The following is a 21,193-nucleotide window of genomic DNA, read 5'->3' as shown; positions in this document are numbered from 1 at the left end:
CGGCAGCCGTCCGGCTCCGGCCCGGCTCATTCAGCCTTCCCTGGGCGTGACCACCGGCTCGCGAATCCCGAAGAGCGTTTCCAGGTCGGCGAGGAGCACGTCGCCCCGGGCGCGCGCCGCCTCGATGAGATCCCGGTGGAATCCCGTCAGCGAGAAGATCGCGAGCGTGGCGGCCGAGGTGTCGTGACCGTGCTGTGAGAGCAGCCCCGCGAGCATGTCCAACCGGTCGAGATCGGCCATGCCCCCCTTGGTGATCGTCGCCTTCGCCTCGCCGACGAGGCCGACGAGGCCGACGAGGCCGACGACCGCTCGCCCGCCTCGCTTGTCCAGCGCGATGACGTCGATCTCGTGCCTGGCCCGGCCCTTCCCGTCGTCGACCACGGTCGAGGTGATCTGACCTGCGGCGCCACGCAGCGCGGTGGCCGTCTGACCCCGCAGCCACCCCCTGGCGCACTCCTCGAAGTGCGGGCCGAGGATCCGGGAGTCGAAGGCAGGTCGCGCCCTGCGCCAGGCCTCCGCTCCCTGTCCGGTCTCCACCAGGTCGCGCTGCGGCACGGTGATCAGGTTGTGGAACCGTACGATGGGGTCGACCACGCTGATCACCGGACGGCGCTCCCACAACGGATCGCTGTCGTACCGCAGGTAACCAGCGGTGACCAGCGCCTCGATGGGGCGAGTCAGCGACGTACGCGACAGTTCAAGCAAGCCGCCGATCTTGCTGGGACTCGTCGCTCCACCGGCTACCGCGTTGATGATCGCGTAGTGCAGGGAGCTGCCGGTGAAGCGGGGGTCCTCGCGGAGCAGATACTCGCTCTCGCTCTCCGAGAACAGCGCCTGGCTGGAGTCGAGAGCCGTGGCCGCGACCCAGTCGTCCACCTCCGCGAGAGACTGCGGCGGTGGCACGTTGGCCAGGTTGCGGTAACCCGGGGAGCCGCCGTAGACGGCGTGCACCCGCAGGGCCGCGTGCGGATCACCGATGCCCCAGTGGCGAGCCATGGTGGACAGGTTGAACGGATGCAGCCGCAGGTCGACGGCGGCGCGACCGCGGAGCGCCTTGGTGCCGGACAACAGTTCGTTCATCACCGAGAGCGCCGAGCCGCATACGATCACCCGGCCGCCCTCCGACCCCTCCCCCGCCTGCGACCGGTCATAGAGCAGTTGCAACAGGCCGGGCAGTTCCGGAGAGTGCGCCATCCAGTACGGCAACTCGTCGATCACCAGCAACCCACCCCGGCCCGCTGTCAACTCGATGGCCGTGGTCAGGAGGGTCTCCCAACCGGCGTCCGCCATGAGCCCGGGGTCGATGCCCGCGTACCGCGCGATCTCCGTCGCGAACCGCCGCCTGGCGAGGACCACGCCCTCTTCCACGACCGCCGTGACGTAGAGACCATGCGCGGTTTCGGCCAGGGCGCGGAGCAGGTAGCTCTTCCCCACCCGCCGCCTGCCCGACACGACGGCCAGCCGCAGTCGGCGATCCGGGTGCTCGAGAAAGCTGGTCAACGCCGACCACTCCATCTCGCGGGCCAGCACCCGCCGGGGCTTCTCCATCACGCCTCCTAATTTGTATGCTCAGAAACATACTAATTAAGCCACACCGTCCCATCGGCGATTTCGCCGACTTTACAGCTGGGCCCTTTTCCGGTTGACAAACGCGAGTCACACTCTGGTCATGTCAGAGGGGCTGCATGGCCGAGCCGCCGAGCTGGACGCCGTGCGGCTGCTGCTCGACGCGGCGCGGGCCGGCGACGGCGGCGCGCTGGTGCTGGCGGGACCGCCGGGCATCGGCAAGACCGCCGTGCTCGGCCGGGCCGCGTCCATGGCCGGTGGGTTCGCCGTCCTGCGCGCCCGCGGGGTGCCGCAGGAGTCGCGGCTGGCCGGGTCCGGGCTGCACGCGCTGCTGCGGCCGGTGGCGCGGCTGGTCCGGTCGCCGGTGCTGGCGCGGGCGCTGCGGCGGGGCACGGCCGGGGACGGGATGGCGCTGCCCGCTGCGGTGCTGGAGTTCCTGGCCGAGCTGGCGGCGGCCGAGCCGGTGCTGGTGTGCGTGGACGATCTGCACCTGCTCGACGAGGTCAGCAGGGAGGCGCTGTGCTTCGCTGCCAGGAGGGTGGCGGGCGAGCGGATCGCCTTGCTGCTGGCGGTGCGGGACGCGGCCGGGCTGCCGGAGGACGTGCCCGTGCGGGTGCTGGAAGGGCTGGATCCCGCCGCGTGCCGGGCGCTCGCCCACGAGCTGGCGGCGGGCGCGCTCCCGGACGACCTGCGCACCTGCCTGGCGCGGCTGGCCGGAGGCAACCCGCTGGCGTGGCGCGAACTCGTCGGATCGCTGACGCCCGAGCAGCGCGCCGGGCTGGCCGCGCCGCCCACGGGTCTCCCGCCGGGCGGGCGCCTGCACCGCGCGCACGCCGAGCGGCTGGCCCGGCTCCCGGAGGCCACCCGGTTCCTGCTCCTCCTGCTCGCCGCCCATCCGGGGCTGAACGCCGAGACTCTCCGCCGGCGACCCGCCCAGGAGTCCGGCGCAGAGGCGCGGCTGCACCGCGAACTCCTGGCCGCCGGGCCGCCCGCCGTCCTGGCGCCGGCCGAGCGCGCGGGATTGATCAGGGCGGAGGGCGGGCGGTACGGGTTCGCGGACGAGACGGTGCGTGCCGTCGCCTACGCGGAGGCGCCGCCGGCCCGCAGGCGCGCGGCGCACGCCCTGCTGGGCAGGCTCCTCGACGGCGACCGGCACCGGCTCGCCCGCGCCTGGCACCGCGCGCACGCCCTGGACGGGCCGCCCGATCAGCTCGCCGCCGAGCTGGCCGCCGCCGCGTCCGCCGCCACCGCGCGGGGTTACCCGGGCAGGTCCGCCGCGTACGAGCACGCCGCCGAGCTGACCGGCGTCGAGGAGCGCAGGACGGAGTGGCTGGCCGCGGCCGCCCGCCACGCCTGGGTGTCCGGTGACGTGCCCCGGGCCAGGTGGCTGCTCGCGCAGCCGAGGCACCCTCTGGAGGGCCAGGCCCAGCTCATGCGCGGCAGGCTGGAGCTGTTGAGCGGTCACGCCGACAGCGCCAGGGACAAGCTGCTGACCGCCGCCTCCTGCCTGGTGCAGCGCGACCGGATCGACGGCGTCAAGGCGCTGCTGCACGCGGCCGAGGCCAGCTATCTGACCGGCGACATCCGTACCTTCCACGCCATCGCCGGGCAGGTCGCCCTGCTGCGCCGTCCCGACGACTGCGCGAACGCGCAGCTCATGTTCGAGTATCTGCAGGGGATCGCCGCCACGTTCAGCGGCGACCATCGCGCGGCGGCGGGGCCGCTGCGGCGGGTGGTGCGGCTCGCCCCGGCGGTGCGCAGCCCCGTCCCGCTGGTGTGGGCGTGCGTGGCGAGCCTGCTGCTGGGCGAGGACGCGACCGCGCTGGAGCTGTCGGCGCGCGCGGTCGACACGGCGCGCCGGCGCGGCGCGGTCACGCTCGTGCCGCAACTGCTGGAGTCGGTGGTGCAGGCGCACTTCTGGCTGGGCCGCTACCCGTCGGTGGCCGCGCACGCCGCGGAGGGGCTCCGGCTGGCCGAGGCGTCCGGCCAGCCCAACGCCGCCGCCCAGCATCTCGCCTGGCTGGCGCACGCCGACGCGGTGCAGGGCGACGCCGACGCCTGCCGCGACCGCGCCCACCGCGCGCTCGACCTGGCCGAGTCGCACGGCCTGGGCATCGCCGGCGCCCTCGGCACCTGGGCGCTGGCCCACCTCGACCTGGCCGCCGGCAGGCTCGCCGACTCCGCCGCCCGGCTGCGCGGGCACCGTGACAACGACCATGTCGTCGTACGGGTCATGGCCAGCCCGCACTTCATCGAGGCCGCGGCCCGTACAGGCGACGACCGGCGCGCCACGGCGGCGCTGCGGGTGCTGGAGCGGTGGGCCGGGAGTACGAGCAGCCCGGACCGGCGCGCGCTCGTCGCGCGCTGCCGGGCGCTGCTCGCCGCGCCCGGCGAGGCGGGCGAGCGTTTCCAGGAGGCCCTGGAGCTGCACCGGCAGGGCGCGTGCCGGTTCGAGACGGCGCGCACCCAGCTCCTGTACGGGGGCGCGCTGCGCAGGGAACGCCGGCCGGGAGCCGCGCGGGAGCACCTGCACGGCGCGCTGGAGACGTTCGAGCGGCTGGGGGCGCGGCTGTGGAGCGAGCGGGCCCGCGCCGAGCTGCGCGCGGCCGGTGAGACCGTGGCCCGCCCGGCGCCCGGCGGCGGCCCCGAGCAGGTGCTGACGGCCCAGCAGCTGCGCATCGCCCGGCTGGTGGCGGAGGGCGCGACGAACCGGGAGGTGGCCGCCCAGCTCTTCCTCAGCCCGCGCACCGTCGACCATCATCTGCGCAACGTGTTCGCCAGGCTGGGCGTGCGGTCCCGGGTGGAGCTGGCGCGGCTGCTGTTCTGACACCGGCGATTCACGCGATGCGGGGACGCGCCGCCCGGTCTGACAATGGCGGCGTTCGCACCCCCCACAGATGGAGTTGCCGACGTGTATCCCCGCAACGCGATCGCCAGACTCGCCGTGGCCGCAGCCCTCGCCTGCGGCGCCCTCACCCTGGCCCAGCCGGCTAGCGCCGCCGGACCGTTCGAGCGCGGCCCGAACCCGACGGACTCCCTCCTGGAGGCGAGCCGCGGCCCGTTCAGCACCTCGGACCAGTCCGTGTCCTCGCTCGTGACCGGGTTCGGCGGCGGTCGCGTCTACTACCCGAACGACACCAGCCAGGGCACATTCGGCGCGATCGCCATCTCGCCCGGCTACACCGCCTCCTGGTCGAGCCTGTCGTGGCTCGGCCCGCGGATCGCCTCGCACGGCTTCGTGGTCATCGGCATCGAGACCAACAGCCGCTACGACCAGCCGGCCAGCCGCGGCCGCCAGCTCCTGGCCGCGCTCGACTGGCTGGTGGAGGACAGCCCGACCGCGGTGCGCAGCCGCATCGACCCGTCGAGGCTGGCGGTGGCGGGCCACTCGATGGGCGGCGGCGGCAGCCTCGAAGCCGCCGACGACCGCCCCAGCCTGCAGGCGGCCGTGCCGCTGGCCCCGTGGAACCTGACCAAGAACTGGTCGGGCGTCCGCGTCCCCACGATGATCATCGGCGGTGAGAACGACTCGGTCGCCTCGGTCACCACCCACTCCCAGCCGTTCTACGAGAGCATCCCCGCCTCGTCGGAGAAGGCGTATCTGGAGCTGAACGGCGCCAGCCACTTCTTCCCGCAGACCACCAACACCACGATGGCCAAGTCGATGGTCGCCTGGCTGAAGCGCTTCGTGGACGACGACCTCCGCTACGACCCCTTCCTCTGCCCGGCCCCCCGGGGCACCGCCATCGAGGAGTATCGCGACACCTGCCCGCACAGCTGACCCGCTCTTCGACGGCCTCCCCACCCCGGGGAGGCCGTCAGACCGGCCTGCGCTCCACGAGGTCCTCCGTGGCCGGTGCGGGCGAGCGGAGCACGGTCACCGCGACCATGAGGGCCGTCAGCAGCAGGGCGGCCGCGATGCCGAACGCCAGCCGGTAGCCGCCGGTGAGGGCCGCCGCGTCCGTCATGCCCCGGGCCAGCAGGTCTCCCGTGCGGGACGCGGCCATCGTGGACAGCACGGCCACGCCCAGCGCCATGCCGATCTGCTGGGTGGTGTTGAACAGCCCCGAGGCGAGCCCCGCGTCGTCGGCCCTGGCGGCCGACATGCCCAGCGTGGCCAGCGCGGGCAGCACCAGCCCGCCCCCGGCGATCAGCAGCATGGCCGGCAGCAGGTCGGTGACGTACGACGCCTCGACCGGCACCCGGGAGAGCCAGCCCATCGCGGCCATCAGCAGGGCCAGGCCGGCGATGAGCACGGCACGCGCCCCGAACCGCTCGTTCAGCCGTGCGGAGAGGAACAGCGAGATCCCGCCGATCGCCACCGCCGCGGGCAGCATCGCCAGGCCCGTCTCCAGCGCGCTGTAGTCGAGGACCTTCTGCATGTAGAGCGCGACGAGGATCTGGAAGGCGAACATGGCCGAAAGGCCCAGCATCTGGGTCAGGTTCGCGCCGGAGACGTTGCGGGAGCGGAAGACGCGCAACGGCATGAGCGGGGTGCGGGCGGTGGCCTGGCGGACGAAGAAGCCGGCCAGTAGGGCGACCGACAGCGCGCCCAGGCCCAGCGTGTGGGCCGCCGCCCAGCCGTACTCCTCGATCTTGATGACGGTGTAGATGCCCAGCATCAAGCCGCCGGTGACCAGCGCGGCGCCGAGGGCGTCGGCGCCCGCCGAGAGCCCCGTGCCGCGGTCGGCGGGCAGCACGCGGGCGGCCAGCGCGACGGTGGCCAGCCCGATCGGCAGGTTGATGAAGAAGATCCAGTGCCAGGAGAGCGCGTCGGTGAGCACGCCGCCGAGCACCTGGCCGATGGAGGCGCCGGCCGCGCCGGTGAAGCTGAACACGCCGATCGCCTTGGCCCGCTCGCCCGGCTCGGTGAACAGGGTGACCAGGATGCCGAGGACCACGGCCGCCGCCATGGCGCTGCTCGCGCCCTGCAGGAAGCGGGCGGCGACCAGCATGCCGGGCGTGGTGGCCAGGCCGGCGAGCAGTGACGCGACGGTGAAGAGGGTGTTGCCGGCCAGGAACATCGTCTTGCGGCCGATCAGGTCGCCCAGCCGCCCGGCGAGGAGCAACAGGCCGCCGAAGGGGATCAAGTAGGCGTTGACGGTCCAGCTCAGCCCGGCGGCCGTGAAGCCCAGATCGTGCTGGATGGCCGGCATCGCGACGGTCACGATGCTGCCGTCGAGGATCGTCATCAGGCTCGCCGCGGACAGCACGATCAACGCGAGCCGGCGGTGCGGGGTGGGCGACATGGCCCCTCCTGTTCATGGGAAACAGGAGAGACCTTAACAGATAGTTTTGTTGTAGACGATCCTTTACAGAACTACTTCCGGGACTGCCTGGCCCTGCGCGCGCCGGGCGCGACCTCCACCGGGGTGGCGAGATGACCCTCGGCCAGCCGCTTCATCGCCGACAGGAGCATCTCCCGCTCCTTCTCCGGCAGGGCGTCCAGCGCCTCCCGGTGCACGCCGTCCACGATCCGCTGGCTGTGGTGGGCGACCTCGGCGCCCTTCTCGGTGACCGCGATGATGCGGGCCCGCCGGTCGGTGCTGGAGGGGCGGCGCTCCGCCAGGCCCGCCTTCTCCAGGGCGTCGACGGTGACCACCATGGTCGTCTTGTCCATGTCGCCGATCTCGGCGAGCTGGATCTGCGTACGCTCCTCTTCCAGGGCGTGGACGAGCACGCAGTGCATGCGCGCGGTCAGGCCGATCTCGGCCAGCGCGGCCGCCATCTTCGTACGCAGCACGTGACTGGTGTGGTCGAGCAGGAACGACAGGTCAGGCTCGGAGCGGCCGGGTGCCATGGCGGTCATGCCGCCAGCCTACTCAACCGTCCCGAACCGGATTATCCCCAACAGGAGCAGGAAAGGGCCGCGCGGTGGGAACCGCGCGGCCCTTCCGGAGAAGCGGGCTACTTGGCGTTGGCCTTGAGGTAGTCGCTGTTCATCTGGGCGATCGTGTCCAGCGGGATGCCCTTCGGGCAGACGGCCGTGCACTCGCCGGTGTTGGTGCAGCCGCCGAAGCCCTCGGCGTCCATCTGGTCCACCATGGCCTTGGCGCGGGACAGGCGCTCGGGCTGGCCCTGCGGGAGCAGGCTCAGGTGGGTGATCTTGGCCGCGGTGAAGAGGGACGCCGACCCGTTGGGGCAGGCCGCGACGCAGGCGCCGCAGCCGATGCAGGTGGCGGCGTCGAAGGCGGCGTCGGCGTCCTCCTTGCGGACGGGCACGCTGTGCGCGTCGGGAGCGGAGCCGGCCGGGACGGAGACGAATCCGCCGGCCTGGATGATGCGGTCGAAGGAGCTCCGGTCGACGACCAGGTCCTTGATCACGGGGAACGGCGCGGCCCGCCACGGCTCGATGGTGATGGTGGCGCCGTCCTCGAAGTGCCGCATGTGGAGCTGGCAGGTGGTGGTGGCCACCTGCTCGCCGTGCGCGACGCCGTTGATGACCATGCCGCACATGCCGCAGATACCCTCGCGGCAGTCGTGGTCGAAGGCGATCGGGTCGTCGCCTTCGAGGATGAGCCGCTCGTTCAGCACATCCAGCATTTCGAGGAAGGACATGTCGGGCGAAACATCCTCCACCCGATAAGTCACCATGCGTCCGCGGTCCTTGGGGCCGCTCTGACGCCAGACCTTCAGGGTCAGGTTCACTTGTAGCTCCGCTGGCTCATCTTGACGTACTCGTACTCGAGCGGCTCCTTGTGCAGCACCGGCGTGCCGTCCGGCGAGTGCTCCCACGCCGAGACGTGCGCGAAGTTCTCGTCGTCGCGCAGCGCCTCCCCGTCGGAGTCCTGCGACTCGGCCCGGAAGTGGCCGCCGCACGACTCGCTGCGCACCAGGGCGTCCAGGCACATGAGCTCGGCCAGGTCGAAGAAGTCGGCCACCCGGCCGGCCTTCTCCAGCGTCTGGTTCAGCTCCTCGGCGACGCCGGTGACCTTGACGTTCTCCCAGAACTCCTGGCGCAGCTCGGGGATGCGCTCCAGGGCCTTGCGCAGCGACTCCTCGGTGCGGTCCATGCCGCAGTAGTCCCACATGAGCTTGCCCAGCTCGCGGTGGAAGGAGTCGGGGGTGCGGGTGCCGTTCACCGACATCAGCCGGTCGATCTTCGTGCGCACCGCGACCTCGGCCGCCGCGACGGCCTCCTCGTCGACGTCACCGAACGGCCCGTCGGCCAGGTAGTCGCCGATCGTGGTGGGCAGCACGAAGTAGCCGTCGGCCAGGCCCTGCATCAGCGCGGACGCGCCGAGCCGGTTGGCGCCGTGGTCGGAGAAGTTGGCCTCGCCGATCACGAACAGGCCGGGGACCGTCGACTGCAGGTCGTAGTCCACCCACAGTCCGCCCATCGTGTAGTGGACGGCCGGGTAGATGCGCATCGGCGTCTCGTACGGGTTCTCGCCCGTGATGCGCTCGTACATCTCGAACAGGTTGCCGTACTTCTTCTCCACGGCGTCGCGGCCGAGCCGGCCGATGGCGTCGCGGAAGTCGAGGTAGACGCCCAGGCCGCCGGGTCCGACGCCGCGGCCCTCGTCGCAGACGTTCTTGGCGGCGCGGGAGGCGATGTCACGCGGGACCAGGTTGCCGAAGGCGGGGTAGATCCGCTCCAGGTAGTAGTCGCGCTCGGCGTCCGGGATGTCGCCGGGGGCGCGGGAGTCGTTCTTGCGCAGCGGCACCCACACGCGGCCGTCGTTGCGCAGCGACTCCGACATGAGCGTGAGCTTCGACTGGTGGTCGCCGGAGACCGGGATGCAGGTCGGGTGGATCTGCGTGTAGCAGGGGTTGGCGAAGTACGCGCCGCGCTCGTGCGCCCGCCAGATGGCGGTGGTGTTGCAGCCCTTGGCGTTCGTGGACAGGTAGAACACGTTGCCGTAGCCGCCGGTGGCGAGCACCACGGCGTCGGCGAAGTGCCGCTCGATGTCGCCGGTCACCATGTCGCGCACGATGACGCCGCGCGCCCGGCCGTCGGAGACGATCAGGTCGAGCATCTCGTGCCGGGTGAACATCTCGACGGTCCCGGCCGCGATCTGCCGTTCCAGCGCCTGGTAGGCGCCGAGCAGGAGCTGCTGGCCCGTCTGGCCGCGGGCGTAGAAGGTCCGCGACACCTGTGCGCCGCCGAACGAGCGGGTGTCGAGCAGACCGCCGTACTCGCGGGCGAACGGCACGCCCTGGGCCACGGCCTGGTCGATGATGTTCACCGAGACCTCGGCCAGGCGGTACACGTTCGACTCGCGGGCGCGGAAGTCGCCGCCCTTCACCGTGTCGTAGAACAGGCGGTAGATCGAGTCGCCGTCGCCGCGGTAGTTCTTGGCGGCGTTGATGCCGCCCTGGGCGGCGATGGAGTGGGCGCGCCGGGGCGAGTCCTGATAGCAGAACGACTTGACGTTGTAGCCGAGCTCGCCGAGCGTCGCGGCGGCGGAACCGCCGGCCAGGCCGGTGCCCACCACGATGACGTCGAGCTTGCGCTTGTTGGCGGGGTTGACCAGGCGGGCGCCGAACTTGCGCTTCTCCCACCGCTCCTCGATGGGACCGGCCGGTGCCTTGGTGTCGCGGATCTCCGCGCCTTCGACGAAATTCACTGGACCACTCCGAACGTGATGGCGAGCGGCGGCGCGAGGAAACCGATGACCAGGACGGCGGAGCCGAGCCCCGCGACCGCGCGCAGCGCCCTGTTCCTGTCGCGGTTGGCCACGCCGAGCGTCTGGAAGGCGCTCCAGATGCCGTGCCGCAGGTGCAGGCCGACCATGGCGACGGCGACGATGTAGAGAAGCGTCACGTACCACCGGGACGGGTCGAACCCGGCGATCATCCGGTCGGCCGGTGAGGAGTCGAAGCCCTTCGGGTTCACCACGCCGAAGGTCAGGTCGAGCAGGTGCCAGACCACGAAGAGCGCGATCGTGATGCCGCCGAACCGCATGATGTGCGTCGCGTACCCCTTGGCCTGCGACTTCTTCCTGGCCGCGTACTTCACCGGCCGGGCCGCGGCCGCGCGGCGGGACAGCGAGATCGCGGCCCACATGTGCAGGACGACCGAGACCACGAGGACGATCTCGACGAGGGTGAGCAGGGTCCGGTACGGGGCGATCGGCTCCAGCAGGGTGCGCAGCGCGAGCGCGTACTCATTGAAGGAGTCGCGGCCCGCGAAGATCTTGAGGTTGCCGAGCATGTGGCCGACGAGGAAGAGCACCATGACGGCCCCCGTGACGGCCATGACGGCTTTCTTGCCGTTGGACGAGGTCAGGAATCCGCCAGGCCTCTTGGCTCTGGGCTTCTCTTCACCCTTGGGGGGGATAACGGGCGCGGTGGCGGCGCCGCGCTCTATCGTGGCAGTCACGTTCATCGACGCTAGGTAGCCTGCGATGATCCGTCCAAGTCATGAGGGGCCTGGTTTCGATAGCCAGCGGCTATGATGTCTGGTTTGTACGGCATAAGCACGTTCACCGGGCTGGCCGGTTGCGAGGAAAATCACATGCAGTTCCAGCAGTTGGCGTACTTCGTCACCGTGTCCGAGACCAGGCACTTCACCCACGCGGCTGAGCGGATGCGGGTCGCGCAGCCGTCGCTCAGCAAGCAGATCAAGGCGCTGGAGCACGAGCTGGGCGCGCCGCTGTTCTCCCGGGCGCGCGGCAACGTCACGCTGACCCCGGCCGGGGAGGCGCTGCTGCCGCTGGCCCGCCGGATGCTGGCCGACGCCGACACCGCCAGGCAGGCGGTCGCCGAGCTGGCCGGGCTGCGCCGGGGCCAGGTGCGGCTGGGCGCGACGCCCTCGCTCTGCGCGGGGCTCATGGCCGACGCCCTGGCCCGCTTCCATCACTCGTACCCGGGGATCGGCCTGCTGGTCGAGGAGGGCGGCTCGCGCGACCTGGTGCGCGCGCTGGCGCGCGGCCAGCTCGACATGTCGCTGATCATCATGCCGCTGCAGCACGACGACCCGTCGCTGGTGACGGAGGAGATCCTGCGCGAGAACCTGGTCGTGGCCTCGCCCGCCGCCGAGCGGCCGCGCAAGCCGTACCTGCGCATCGACGAGCTGCGCGGCAGGCCGCTGGTGATGTTCAGGACCGGCTACGACCTGCGCGACGCGACGCTGGCGGCCTGCCGGCAGGCCGGGTTCGAGCCCCGGTTCGCGGTCCAGGGCGGTGAGATGGACGCGGTGCTGCGGTTCGTGGAGGCGGGGCTGGGCGTGGCCGTGGTGCCGTCGATGGTGCTGGACGGGCGGCCGGGGCTGGCCGGCACGCCGCTGGCGCCGCCCGGGCTGAGCCGGACCATCGCGCTGGCGCACCGCAAGGACGTGGAACCGATCAGGGCCGCGCAGGCGTTCCGGGCGACGCTTCTCTCTTACGTGATCGAAGCAGGGCAGGAAGGCACCCTTCCACAAGGGGTCGAGCTCATCGCAGAATGAGCAGCACGGCCTCAATCTGCGGAAGGGCGTGCGTGACCGCGACTCTGAACGAAACGCTGACGCTGCTCCTGGTCGAGGACGACGCGGGAGACGCGTTCCTCGTGGAGGAGTTGCTGAAGCAGGCCGAGGCGCCACCCAGGATCACCTGGGTGCGGAGCCTGGAGGAGACGAAGGCCCAGCTCGGCCCGCAGATCCAGTGCGTGCTCGTCGACCTCTCGCTGCCCGACGCGACCGGCCTGGAGGCGCTGCAGCACGTGCTGGACCTGGCGCCGCACGCCGCGGTGCTGGTGCTGACGGGGTTACGCGACGTTCACGTCGGGGTCGCGGCGGTGCAGGCGGGCGCCCAGGACTACCTGGTGAAGCAGGACGTCGACGCCCGGCTGCTGGCCAGGGCCATCCGCTACGCCATGGAGCGCAAGCGCGCCGACCTGGCCCAGCGCCGGCTGGTCGAGGCCGAGCTGACCGCCAAGGAGAACGCCCGCCTGGAGAACGGCCTGCTGCCCGTGCCGCTGCTGCGCACCCGCGAGCTGCGCCACGCCACCCGCTACCTGCCCGGCTCGCAGGGGCAGCGGCTGGCCGGCGACTTCCTGGACACGGTGCAGACGCCCGACGGCTCGGTCCACGTGATCGTCGGCGACGTGTGCGGCCACGGGCCCGACGAGGCCGCGCTCGGGGTGGCGCTGCGCATCGCCTGGCGCACCCTCGTCCTCGCCGGGCAGACCGGCGACCTGCTGCTGCGCACGCTCGACACGCTGCTGCGGGCCGAGCGCAGGGCCCCGGAGATCTTCACCACGCTCTGCATGGCCACGATCGCGCCCGACCTGGCGAGCGCCCGGATGCGGGTGGCCGGCCACCCGCCCCCGGTGCTGGTGCGCGACGGGGTGGTCGAGGTCGTCGAGGGCGCGCCGTCCGGCCCGCCGCTCGGCATCTTCCCGGACGCCCAGTGGGCGGTGCTCGACGTGCCGCTGGGCGAGCGCTGGTCGATGATGCTCTACACCGACGGGCTGATCGAGGCCGCCCTCGGCGGCGAGCTGCTCGGCGTGGAGGGGCTCGTCGAGCTGGTACGGCTGCACGGCGCGATCGACATCGACCGGCTCATCGGCGAGGTCGGGACTCTCAAGGACGACCTGGCGGCCGTGATCGTCAGCAGGGGCGAGACATGAGCATCAACCCGCTTCCCCCCGCCAAGCCGCCGACCGGCGTCGGCAGGGTGCCGATAGCGCGCTGGTTCGTCTTCGCCGGGGCGGCCACCGCGGCGGCGTTCCTGGCCGGCGTGGCGCTCATCATGCTGATGATCGCCCAGGCGCGCGAGCTGGCCCCCAAGCCGGAGGTGGCCGCGCAGATCGACCGGCTCAACGTCGCGCTCGTAGTGCTGTTCGTGGTGATCCTGGTCGCCGGTGTGGCGCTGGCGTTCATCGTGCGCTTCACCGTGCTCGACCCCATCGCCCGGCTGACCGAGCAGGTGCGCACGGTCGCGGGCGGCGACTTCGACCACCGGCTCGGCGTCGAGCGGCCCGCGGAGCTGGCCGAGCTGTCGAGCCACATCGACTCCATGCGCAGGCGCATCCTGTCGGCCTGGCGCACCGCCTCCGACCAGGCCGACGAGCTGCGCCGCTCCAACGGCGAGCTGGAGCAGTTCGCGTACGTGGCCAGCCACGACCTCCAGGAGCCGCTGCGCAAGGTGGCGAGCTTCACCCAGATGCTGGAGCAGCGGTACGAGAACGAGCTCGACGATCGGGCCAGGCAGTACATCCACTACGCGGTCGACGGCGCCAAGCGCATGCAGCTGCTCATCAACGACCTGCTCGACTTCTCCCGCGTGGGCCGGGTGGGCGGCGAGAAGGCGCCCATGGACAGCGGCGTGGCGGTGCGGGCGGCGCTGGACAACCTGTCGGCGGCCATCGAGGACGCCGGGGCCACGGTCACCACGGGCGAGCTGCCCCGGGTGACGGGCAGTCCCAGCCAGCTCACCCAGCTGTTCCAGAACCTCATCGAGAACGCGGTCAAGTTCCGCGGCGACGAGCCGCCGCACGTCCGGATCGAGGCGGTCGAGAGAGACGGCATGTGGGAGTTCAGCTGCTCCGACAACGGCATCGGCGTCGATCCCAAGTACGCCGACCGCATCTTCCTGATCTTCCAGCGGCTGCACCCGCGCGACGTCTACGCCGGCACCGGCATCGGCCTGGCGCTCTGCCGCAAGATCGTCGACTATCACGGCGGCCGGCTCTGGCTCGACGGCGACCCGGGCGAGACCGGCGGCCGCGGCACCACGTTCCGCTGGACGCTGCCCGCCGCCGGTGACGACGATGCCTGACTGGCGGCCTGTCGAGGTGCTCCTGGTGGAGGACGACCAGGGCGACGTGCTGATCACCCGGGAGGCGTTCGACCTCGGCAAGCTGCGCAACCGCCTGCACGTGGTGGGCGACGGCGAGCAGGCGATGGCGTTCCTGCGCCAGGAGGGGGCCCACGCGGGCGCGCCGAGGCCGGACCTCGTCCTGCTCGACCTCAACCTGCCCAGGAAGAGCGGCCTGGAGGTGCTCAGGGAGGTGAAGGCCGACCCGGTACTCAGGACGATCCCGGTGGTCGTCCTGACGACGTCGAAGGCCGAGGAGGACGTCGTCCGGAGTTACCGGCTGCACGCCAATGCATACGTGGCTAAACCCGTAGATTTTGGGCAATTCATAAGGGTTGTCCGTCAAATCGATAACTTTTTTGTGACTGTGGTGAAGTTGCCTTACCAGGGACAGCGCCCCTGACGGGATACGTGACAGGAATCACAGCGTGAGCAGGAGAAAGTGAGTGACCGTCCTCACAAATCGCGATGCGCTCGTCGTAACGTATGCCACACCAACTGCGCGCCCGCGCGGCATAGTCACCGCCGAACGCGCCTAGAAGAACGACCCGGACCCCAGGCGTGCGGGGTCCGCGGGAGGTGGAGAGGTCCGCGATGACCCAGACGACGCCCGATGCCCCAGCGAGAAAGCAGCGTGCCCAGGTCAAGGTGCGCACGCTGCGCACCGACCGGTGGTGGCTCACCCCGCTGCTGGTATTCCTCGGGCTCAGCTCATTTCTGATCTACGGTGTGTGGGCGATCCTCGACACGAGCAACTTCGCCGAACCCTACATCGCCCCCTTCGCCGCACCCTGTCTGACCACGCAGGAGGTCTGTGACGGCGCGCGGCTGTTCGGGTGGGCGCCCGTCGGCGACTGGTACGCGCTCCCGCCGGGGCTGCTGATCCTCGGCCTGCCGGGCGGGTTCCGGCTGACGTGCTACTACTACCGCAAGTCCTACTACCGCTCGTTCTGGCTGTCGCCCGCCGCGTGCGCGGTGCAGGAGCCGCACGGGAAGTACACCGGTGAGACCCGCTTCCCGCTGATCATGCAGAACATCCACCGCTACTTCTTCTACTTCGCGCTCCTGATCGGCGCCATCCTCACCTACGACGCCGTACTGGCCGTCGTGCACAAGCCGATCGGCCTCGGCAGCTGGATCCTGATGCTCAACGCCGTGCTCATCCTCGGCTACACGCTCGGCTGCCACTCCTGCCGTCACATCACCGCGGGCCGGCTCAACCACTTCTCCCGTCACCCGCTCCGCTACCGGGCCTGGACCTTCGTCTCCAAGCTCAACGCCAAGCACCAGCAGTGGGCGTGGGCCTCGATGTTCTCCGTCATGGGCGCCGACCTCTACGTCCGCCTGGTGGCCAAGGGCATCATCGCCTTCCCGTTCGCGTAAGGATCAGTTCAAGTGGATAACTCGATCAACATCGAGCGTCACGAGTACGACGTGGTCGTCATCGGCGCGGGAGGCGCCGGGCTGCGTGCCGCCATCGAGGCCCGCCAGCAGGGCAAGCGCACGGCGATCGTGTGCAAGTCGCTGTTCGGCAAGGCCCACACCGTCATGGCCGAGGGCGGGGCCGCCGCCGCGATGGGGAACGTCAACTCCGACGACAACTGGATGGTGCACTTCCGCGACACCATGCGGGGCGGCAAGTTCCTCAACAACTGGCGGATGGCCGAGCTGCACGCGAAGGAGGCGCCGGACCGGGTCTGGGAGCTGGAGGCCTGGGGAGCGCTCTTCGACCGCACCAAGGACGGCAAGATCAGCCAGCGCAACTTCGGCGGCCACGAGTATCCCCGACTGGCGCACGTCGGCGACCGCACCGGCCTGGAGATGATCCGCACGCTCCAGCAGCGCGTGGTGGCCCTCCAGCAGGAGGACCACGAGCAGCACGGCGACTACGAGGCCTACATCAAGGTCTTCCAGGAATGTACGGTCACGCGCCTGCTCAAGGACGGCGACCGGATCTCCGGGGCGTTCGGCTACTGGCGCGAGACCGGCAGCTTCGTCCTCTTCGACGCGCCCGCCGTGGTGCTGGCCACCGGCGGCATCGGCAAGTCCTACGTGGTCACCTCGAACTCCTGGGAGTACACCGGTGACGGTCACGCCCTGGCCCTGCTGGCCGGCGCGAACCTCATCAACATGGAGTTCATCCAGTTCCACCCCACCGGGATGGTCTGGCCGCCCTCCGTGCGCGGCATCCTCGTCACCGAGTCGGTCCGCGGCGACGGCGGCGTGCTGCGCAACTCCGAGGGCGAGCGTTTCATGTTCAAGTACATCCCCGAGGTGTTCAAGGACAAGTACGCCACCACCGAGGAGGAGGGCGACCGCTGGTACACCGACCAGGCCAACAACCGCCGGCCTCCGGAGCTGCTCCCCCGTGACGAGGTGGCCAGGGCCATCAACGCCGAGGTGAAGGCGGGCCGTGGGTCACCGCAGGGCGGCGTCTACCTGGACGTGTCCACCCGCCTCCCGGCCGAGGAGATCAAGCGGCGGCTGCCGTCGATGCACCACCAGTTCAAGGAGCTGGCCGACGTCGACATCACCGCCGAGCCCATGCAGGTGGGCCCGACCTGCCACTACATCATGGGCGGCGTCGAGGTCGACGCCGACACCGGCGGCGCGTCCGTACCCGGGCTGTTCGCGGCCGGCGAGGTGTCCGGCGGCATGCACGGCTCCAACCGGCTCGGCGGCAACTCGCTGTCGGACCTGCTGGTGTTCGGCCGGCGCGCGGGCGCCGGCGCCGCGGCCTACGTGGACGCGCTGCCCGCCCGGCCCAAGGTGGCCCAGGAGCAGGTGGACGCGGCCCGCACCGAGGCGCTGGCGCCGCTCGAGCGCTCCAGCGGCGAGAACCCGTACGAAGTGCACCACGAGCTCCAGCGGACCATGAACGAGCTGGCCGGCATCATCCGCAAGGCCGAGGAGCTCACCGAGGCGCTGGAGGTCGTGGAGAAGCTCAAGGAGCGCGTGCAGCTCGTCGGCGCGGGCGGCTCGCGCATCTACAACCCCGGCTGGCACCTCGCGCTCGACCTGCGCAACATGGTCCTCGTGTCGGAGTGCGTGGCCAAGGCCGCGCTGATGCGCGAGGAGAGCCGCGGCGGCCACACCCGCGACGACCACCCGGGCATGCGGCCGGAGTGGCGGCGCAAGCTGCTGGTCTGCTCCACCGAGGACGGCGGGTCCATCACGGTCGAAGAACAGGAGCAGCCCGCGATGCGGGACGACCTGATCACTCTGTTCGACCGCGACGAGCTGAGCAAGTACCTCACCGACGACGAGATGGACGAGTTCGACAGGATCGCGAAATGAGTTACAAGGCGAAGTTCAGGATCTGGCGCGGTGAGAGCGGCGAGGGCAAGCTCGAGGACTTCACCGTCGAGGTGAACGAAGGCGAGGTCGTCCTCGACATCATCCACCGGCTCCAGGCGACCCAGGCCCCCGACCTGGCCGTGCGCTGGAACTGCAAGGCCGGCAAGTGCGGCTCCTGCTCGGTGGAGATCAACGGCAAGCCGCGGCTGAGCTGCATGACCCGCATGTCGACCTTCGCCGAGGACGAGACGATCACGGTGACGCCGATGCGCACCTTCCCCGTCATCAAGGACCTCGTCACCGACGTCTCGTACAACTACCAGAAGGCCAGGGAGGTGCCGTCCTTCACGCCCCCGGAGGGCGTGCGGCCGGGCGAATACCGGATGCAGCAGGTCGATGTCGAGCGGTCCCAGGAGTTCCGCAAGTGCATCGAGTGCTTCATGTGCAACAACGTCTGCCACGTGGTCCGCGACCACGAGGAGAACAAGCCGGCCTTCTCCGGGCCCCGGTTCCTGATGCGGATCGCCGAGCTCGACATGCACCCGTACGACGTCGCGGACCGCAAGGAGTCGGCCCAGGAGGACCACGGGCTCGGCTACTGCAACATCACCAAGTGCTGCACCGAGGTGTGCCCCGAGCACATCAAGATCACCGACAACGCGCTGATCCCGATGAAGGAGCGCGTCGCCGACCGCAAGTACGACCCGCTGGTCTGGCTCGGCAGCAAGATCTTCAAACGCGCCAAGTAACACCCCCGGAAACGCGGCGGGCCCTCGTTCCCGCCGCGTTTCCCATCTCCAGCACCGTCCTACCGGCAGGCACCCGGAACACGCCGTACCCGCTGGGAACAGGCGCTCCGCCGGGAACGAGCCGCGCTCACCGCGAAAGAGCCTCCACCGAGAACACGCTCTGCTCGCTGTGAACGGACACGCTCGCCCGAAACCCGCCTTGCTCCCCGCGAACGAGCCCTCCGCCGGGAACACGCCGCGTTCACCGGACTCAGCCCGGAACGAGGCGCTCGGCCGGAAACACGCCTTGCCGCCGTGAACAAGCCCTCGCTCGGAACCTGCCGCGCTCACCGTGAACGGACACACTCGGCCCGGAACGCGCAGTGCTCGCCGCAGGCGGGTGTCAGCGGGGGTGGCGTCCGCGCTCGTCCGGACCGTGATCGTCGTCGGGGAAGCGCTGCACGATCGTACGGTCGAGGTCGGACGGCGGGTTGCCTGTCGTCCGCGGGCCGAACCAGGGCTCGGAGTCGCCGGACTCGGCAGCCGAGGCCGGGCCCAGAGGCCGATCCGGGGTGTCCTCGTACGGGGCCGCGCCGCCCGGTGGGATGTCGGAGGACGGCGGCTCCGGCGCGATCAACGGCTCGAACGGCGCCCGGAGCTGCTCACTCTCCGCCTCACCCGGCTGGTGACCATACGATTCCCTGGTCGCCTCACCCGGCTGGTGCCCCGACGAGTCCCTGCCCGCCTCACCCGGCTGGCGACCGTACGCGTCCTCGCCCGGCTGGTGACGCGACGACGGCGGCTCGCCCGGCTGGTGACTGTACGAACCGTACTGGTCGGGAGCCAGGACGACGGGACCCTGCTCGGGCATGGGGGCGGGCGCGGTGTGGGGGGCGTTCGGGTCGTGGTAGACCGCGCCGTACTGGACCTGCCCGCTCGGGAACGTCTGGACGGGCACGAAGCTGATGATCGGCGCGTACGCGGTGCCGCCAGGGTAGCCGGGGGCCGCGACGCCCGCGGTGGCGTAACCGGGCCCCGCCGGGTAGCCCTCGGCCTGGTGCGGGTACGGGCCGGGCTGCTGAGGATAGGCCCCGGGGTAGGCCCCGGCCTGCGGACCGGCCTTGCGCACCGCCGCGGCGTGAGCCATCCGGCGCAGCCGCCCCTCGAAGATCAGCACCGCGAACAACGCCAGCAGCACCATGATCAGCGCCGGGATGCTGAGCCGCTGGGTGAGACTGCGCTGGTCGTACTCCGGCGCCGCGTTGCGCACCTCCAACTGCACCGTGTCGCTCTCGACGGAGGCGGCGTCGGTGGAGAGCGCGGGTGTCGGGGTGTCGGTGCCGGCCACGGTGGGCATCTGCACCGACTCTTCGGCCGACGACGTGACGGGGTCCGGCACCTCCTGCGGCGTCTCCTCCGGCAGTTGCTGCGGCGGCGGGGCCACCGACTGCGTGACCGGCGCCGGGTCGGAGGCCTTGGTCGTCTTGGTCTTCGTCGGCTCGGGAGCCTTGGTCGTCTTGGTGGGCTTCGCGGTGACCGTCTTGGTGATCGTGGTCTCGGGCTGCTCCGGCTCCGGGGTCGGGGTCGGGAGCGTGGTGGTGATCGTCACGGTGGTCTGCGGCGGGCACTCCTGCCCGACGTCACACGGCTCCACCGGGTCCAGCGCCGTAGCCGAAGCCGTCGCGCCCGCGCCGACGAACGGGATGACCCCGATGCCGGTTAACCCGATAGCGAGCACCATGGCGGAGACGGCCGTCGCTCGTTTGCGTGCCACCTGTGCCCTCCGCGATTGGCGAATCCACGGTCAAGGGAATACTAGTCGGGTCAAAGGAACAGTAAAGACGGATCTAGAATACCTTTCTCCGCATACGCCGGGCCTGTGCCTTGGCGACTGCCCAGAGTCCCACGAGCAACACCCCGATCCCGCCCGCCACGTACGGCAACCCGCCGACCCCGGCCAGCGGATTCGTCCTCTCCGCGGCTCGTACACTCACCTGCGCCCCGTCGACGGTCCTCGGCAGCGGCGCCCCGGGAACCACCTCCTGCGCGGCCTCGACCGGCGGCGGAGCCACCTCGGGCAGCTTCACCTCGCCATGCTGATGCGTCCGATCCGGAGCCGCGGGCCACTCGCCCGCCCCGCCCTCCAGCGAAGGCTCCTGAAGCTCGGCCCCCCACCCGTGCTCCTCCGCGCCCTTACCGGCCTCACGCCCGCGCTCCTCCGCGCCCTTACCGATCTCACGCCCGTACTCTTCCGCGCCCTTACCGGCCTCACGCCCGTGCTCCTCCTGGCCCTTACCGGCCCGCCCGTGCTCCTCCCGGGCCTTACCGGCCTCGGGCCGTCCGGACCGGTCACGCGACTCCGCAGCCTCCGCACCGCCCCGCTGGTCCCCAGGCTGACGCGCCGACTCGGCGTCGTTCACCCGGCCAGACTCGACCGGGCGGTCCAGGTCCCCGAGTTCACGCGCCGACTCCGCGCCAGGCGCCCCCCGGCCAGGCCCTTGCTCACCTCGCCCGGCCGCGCGATCCTCCCGAGCCCCAGGCTGACGCGCCGGCCCGGCCATATGCGCCCGACCCGGCTCCGCCGCGCGGCCCAAGCCCTCGGGAGCACCCGCCGACTCGTCGTCAGGCACCTCCCAGCCGATCTCCCACGCACCTCGCCCGGCCGCGCCATCTTCCCCGCCCCTGGGCTCACGCGCCGACCCGGCGTCACGCGCTCCACCGAACTCGGCCGCGCGACCGAAACCTTCACGGTCACGCACGCGACGAGGCTCGGCCACGTGACCCTCGCGGTCACGCATGTGACCAGGCTCGGCCACGTGACCCTCGCGGTCACGCATGTGACCAGGCTCGGCCACGTGA

The 21,193-nt window shown here is 71.1% G+C and carries 18 protein-coding genes; 10 read left to right on the top strand and 8 right to left on the bottom strand.

Features of this window, described 5'->3' with window-relative positions:
* Positions 1–30: 30 nt before the first annotated feature.
* On the bottom strand, positions 31–1,548 hold the full coding sequence (locus tag ACZ6YG_RS25035) for an ATP-binding protein (RefSeq protein WP_466019342.1): 1,518 nt from the start codon (positions 1,546–1,548) through the stop codon (positions 31–33).
* 121 nt (positions 1,549–1,669) lie between these two features.
* Between ACZ6YG_RS25035 and ACZ6YG_RS25030 the strand changes: the two genes are divergently transcribed.
* Together ACZ6YG_RS25030 and ACZ6YG_RS25025 are read left to right on the top strand one after the other, a co-directional pair.
* On the top strand, positions 1,670–4,393 hold the full coding sequence (locus ACZ6YG_RS25030) for an AAA family ATPase (RefSeq protein WP_466019341.1): 2,724 nt from the start codon (positions 1,670–1,672) through the stop codon (positions 4,391–4,393).
* A gap of 45 nt (positions 4,394–4,438) precedes the next feature.
* Complete coding sequence (locus tag ACZ6YG_RS25025; protein ID WP_148029222.1) at positions 4,439–5,347, top strand: alpha/beta hydrolase family protein; 909 nt, start codon at positions 4,439–4,441, stop codon at positions 5,345–5,347.
* A gap of 37 nt (positions 5,348–5,384) precedes the next feature.
* Here the strand turns inward: ACZ6YG_RS25025 and ACZ6YG_RS25020 are convergent, their stop codons facing one another.
* The 5 genes from ACZ6YG_RS25020 to ACZ6YG_RS25000 form a co-directional block, all read right to left on the bottom strand.
* Positions 5,385–6,815, bottom strand: coding sequence for an MFS transporter (locus tag ACZ6YG_RS25020; RefSeq protein ID WP_466019340.1), 1,431 nt, complete (start codon positions 6,813–6,815; stop codon positions 5,385–5,387).
* 71 nt (positions 6,816–6,886) lie between these two features.
* A complete protein-coding gene (locus tag ACZ6YG_RS25015) occupies positions 6,887–7,375 on the bottom strand; it encodes a MarR family winged helix-turn-helix transcriptional regulator (protein ID WP_397199174.1) in 489 nt (162 codons plus the stop codon).
* 98 nt (positions 7,376–7,473) lie between these two features.
* Positions 7,474–8,214, bottom strand: coding sequence for a succinate dehydrogenase/fumarate reductase iron-sulfur subunit (locus ACZ6YG_RS25010; protein ID WP_148029219.1), 741 nt, complete (start codon positions 8,212–8,214; stop codon positions 7,474–7,476).
* A complete protein-coding gene (locus tag ACZ6YG_RS25005) occupies positions 8,211–10,136 on the bottom strand; it encodes a fumarate reductase/succinate dehydrogenase flavoprotein subunit (protein ID WP_148029218.1) in 1,926 nt (641 codons plus the stop codon). The genes ACZ6YG_RS25010 and ACZ6YG_RS25005 overlap by 4 nt, the downstream gene beginning before the upstream one ends.
* A complete protein-coding gene (locus tag ACZ6YG_RS25000; RefSeq protein WP_364231584.1) occupies positions 10,133–10,897 on the bottom strand; it encodes a succinate dehydrogenase cytochrome b subunit in 765 nt (254 codons plus the stop codon). The genes ACZ6YG_RS25005 and ACZ6YG_RS25000 overlap by 4 nt, the downstream gene beginning before the upstream one ends.
* 129 nt (positions 10,898–11,026) lie before the next feature.
* On the opposite strand from ACZ6YG_RS25000, the gene ACZ6YG_RS24995 reads away from it, so the two are divergent.
* From ACZ6YG_RS24995 to ACZ6YG_RS24965, 7 genes are all read left to right on the top strand, one after another.
* Complete coding sequence (locus ACZ6YG_RS24995) at positions 11,027–11,956, top strand: LysR family transcriptional regulator (protein ID WP_148034272.1); 930 nt, start codon at positions 11,027–11,029, stop codon at positions 11,954–11,956.
* Positions 11,957–11,988: 32 nt separating this feature from the next.
* Complete coding sequence (locus ACZ6YG_RS24990; RefSeq protein ID WP_466019339.1) at positions 11,989–13,119, top strand: PP2C family protein-serine/threonine phosphatase; 1,131 nt, start codon at positions 11,989–11,991, stop codon at positions 13,117–13,119.
* Complete coding sequence (locus ACZ6YG_RS24985) at positions 13,116–14,270, top strand: sensor histidine kinase (protein WP_466019338.1); 1,155 nt, start codon at positions 13,116–13,118, stop codon at positions 14,268–14,270. Before ACZ6YG_RS24990 ends, ACZ6YG_RS24985 begins: the two co-directional genes overlap by 4 nt.
* Positions 14,263–14,712 (top strand): response regulator, encoded by a 450-nt coding sequence (locus ACZ6YG_RS24980; RefSeq protein ID WP_271280052.1) that lies wholly within the window; start codon positions 14,263–14,265, stop codon positions 14,710–14,712. The genes ACZ6YG_RS24985 and ACZ6YG_RS24980 overlap by 8 nt, the downstream gene beginning before the upstream one ends.
* A 191-nt stretch (positions 14,713–14,903) precedes the next feature.
* A complete protein-coding gene (locus tag ACZ6YG_RS24975; RefSeq protein ID WP_148029213.1) occupies positions 14,904–15,692 on the top strand; it encodes a hypothetical protein in 789 nt (262 codons plus the stop codon).
* Between the two features lie 12 nt (positions 15,693–15,704).
* The gene (locus ACZ6YG_RS24970) at positions 15,705–17,606 is read left to right on the top strand and encodes a fumarate reductase/succinate dehydrogenase flavoprotein subunit (RefSeq protein ID WP_372452410.1); all 1,902 of its coding nucleotides are present in this window, start codon (positions 15,705–15,707) and stop codon (positions 17,604–17,606) included.
* Positions 17,603–18,355, top strand: coding sequence for a succinate dehydrogenase/fumarate reductase iron-sulfur subunit (locus ACZ6YG_RS24965; RefSeq protein WP_148029212.1), 753 nt, complete (start codon positions 17,603–17,605; stop codon positions 18,353–18,355). Before ACZ6YG_RS24970 ends, ACZ6YG_RS24965 begins: the two co-directional genes overlap by 4 nt.
* 382 nt (positions 18,356–18,737) lie before the next feature.
* Here the strand turns inward: ACZ6YG_RS24965 and ACZ6YG_RS24960 are convergent, their stop codons facing one another.
* Positions 18,738–20,108, bottom strand: a complete 1,371-nt coding sequence (locus tag ACZ6YG_RS24960) for a DNA polymerase III subunit gamma/tau domain-containing protein (protein ID WP_466019337.1) — start codon at positions 20,106–20,108, stop codon at positions 18,738–18,740.
* Positions 20,109–20,181: 73 nt separating this feature from the next.
* Positions 20,182–20,754 carry a hypothetical protein gene (locus tag ACZ6YG_RS24955; protein ID WP_466019336.1) on the bottom strand — a complete coding sequence of 191 codons (573 nt, stop codon included), beginning with the start codon at positions 20,752–20,754 and terminating at the stop codon, positions 20,182–20,184.
* Positions 20,755–20,895: 141 nt separating this feature from the next.
* Between ACZ6YG_RS24955 and ACZ6YG_RS24950 the strand changes: the two genes are divergently transcribed.
* Positions 20,896–21,193 (top strand): hypothetical protein (locus ACZ6YG_RS24950; RefSeq protein ID WP_466019335.1); only part of this gene is annotated, 298 nt, incomplete at its 3' end.

This window comes from Nonomuraea sp. NPDC054003 (genome assembly GCF_055585125.1).
The sequence above is the reverse complement of the archived record's forward strand: the minus strand, read 5'-3'. Positions and strand labels throughout refer to the sequence as shown.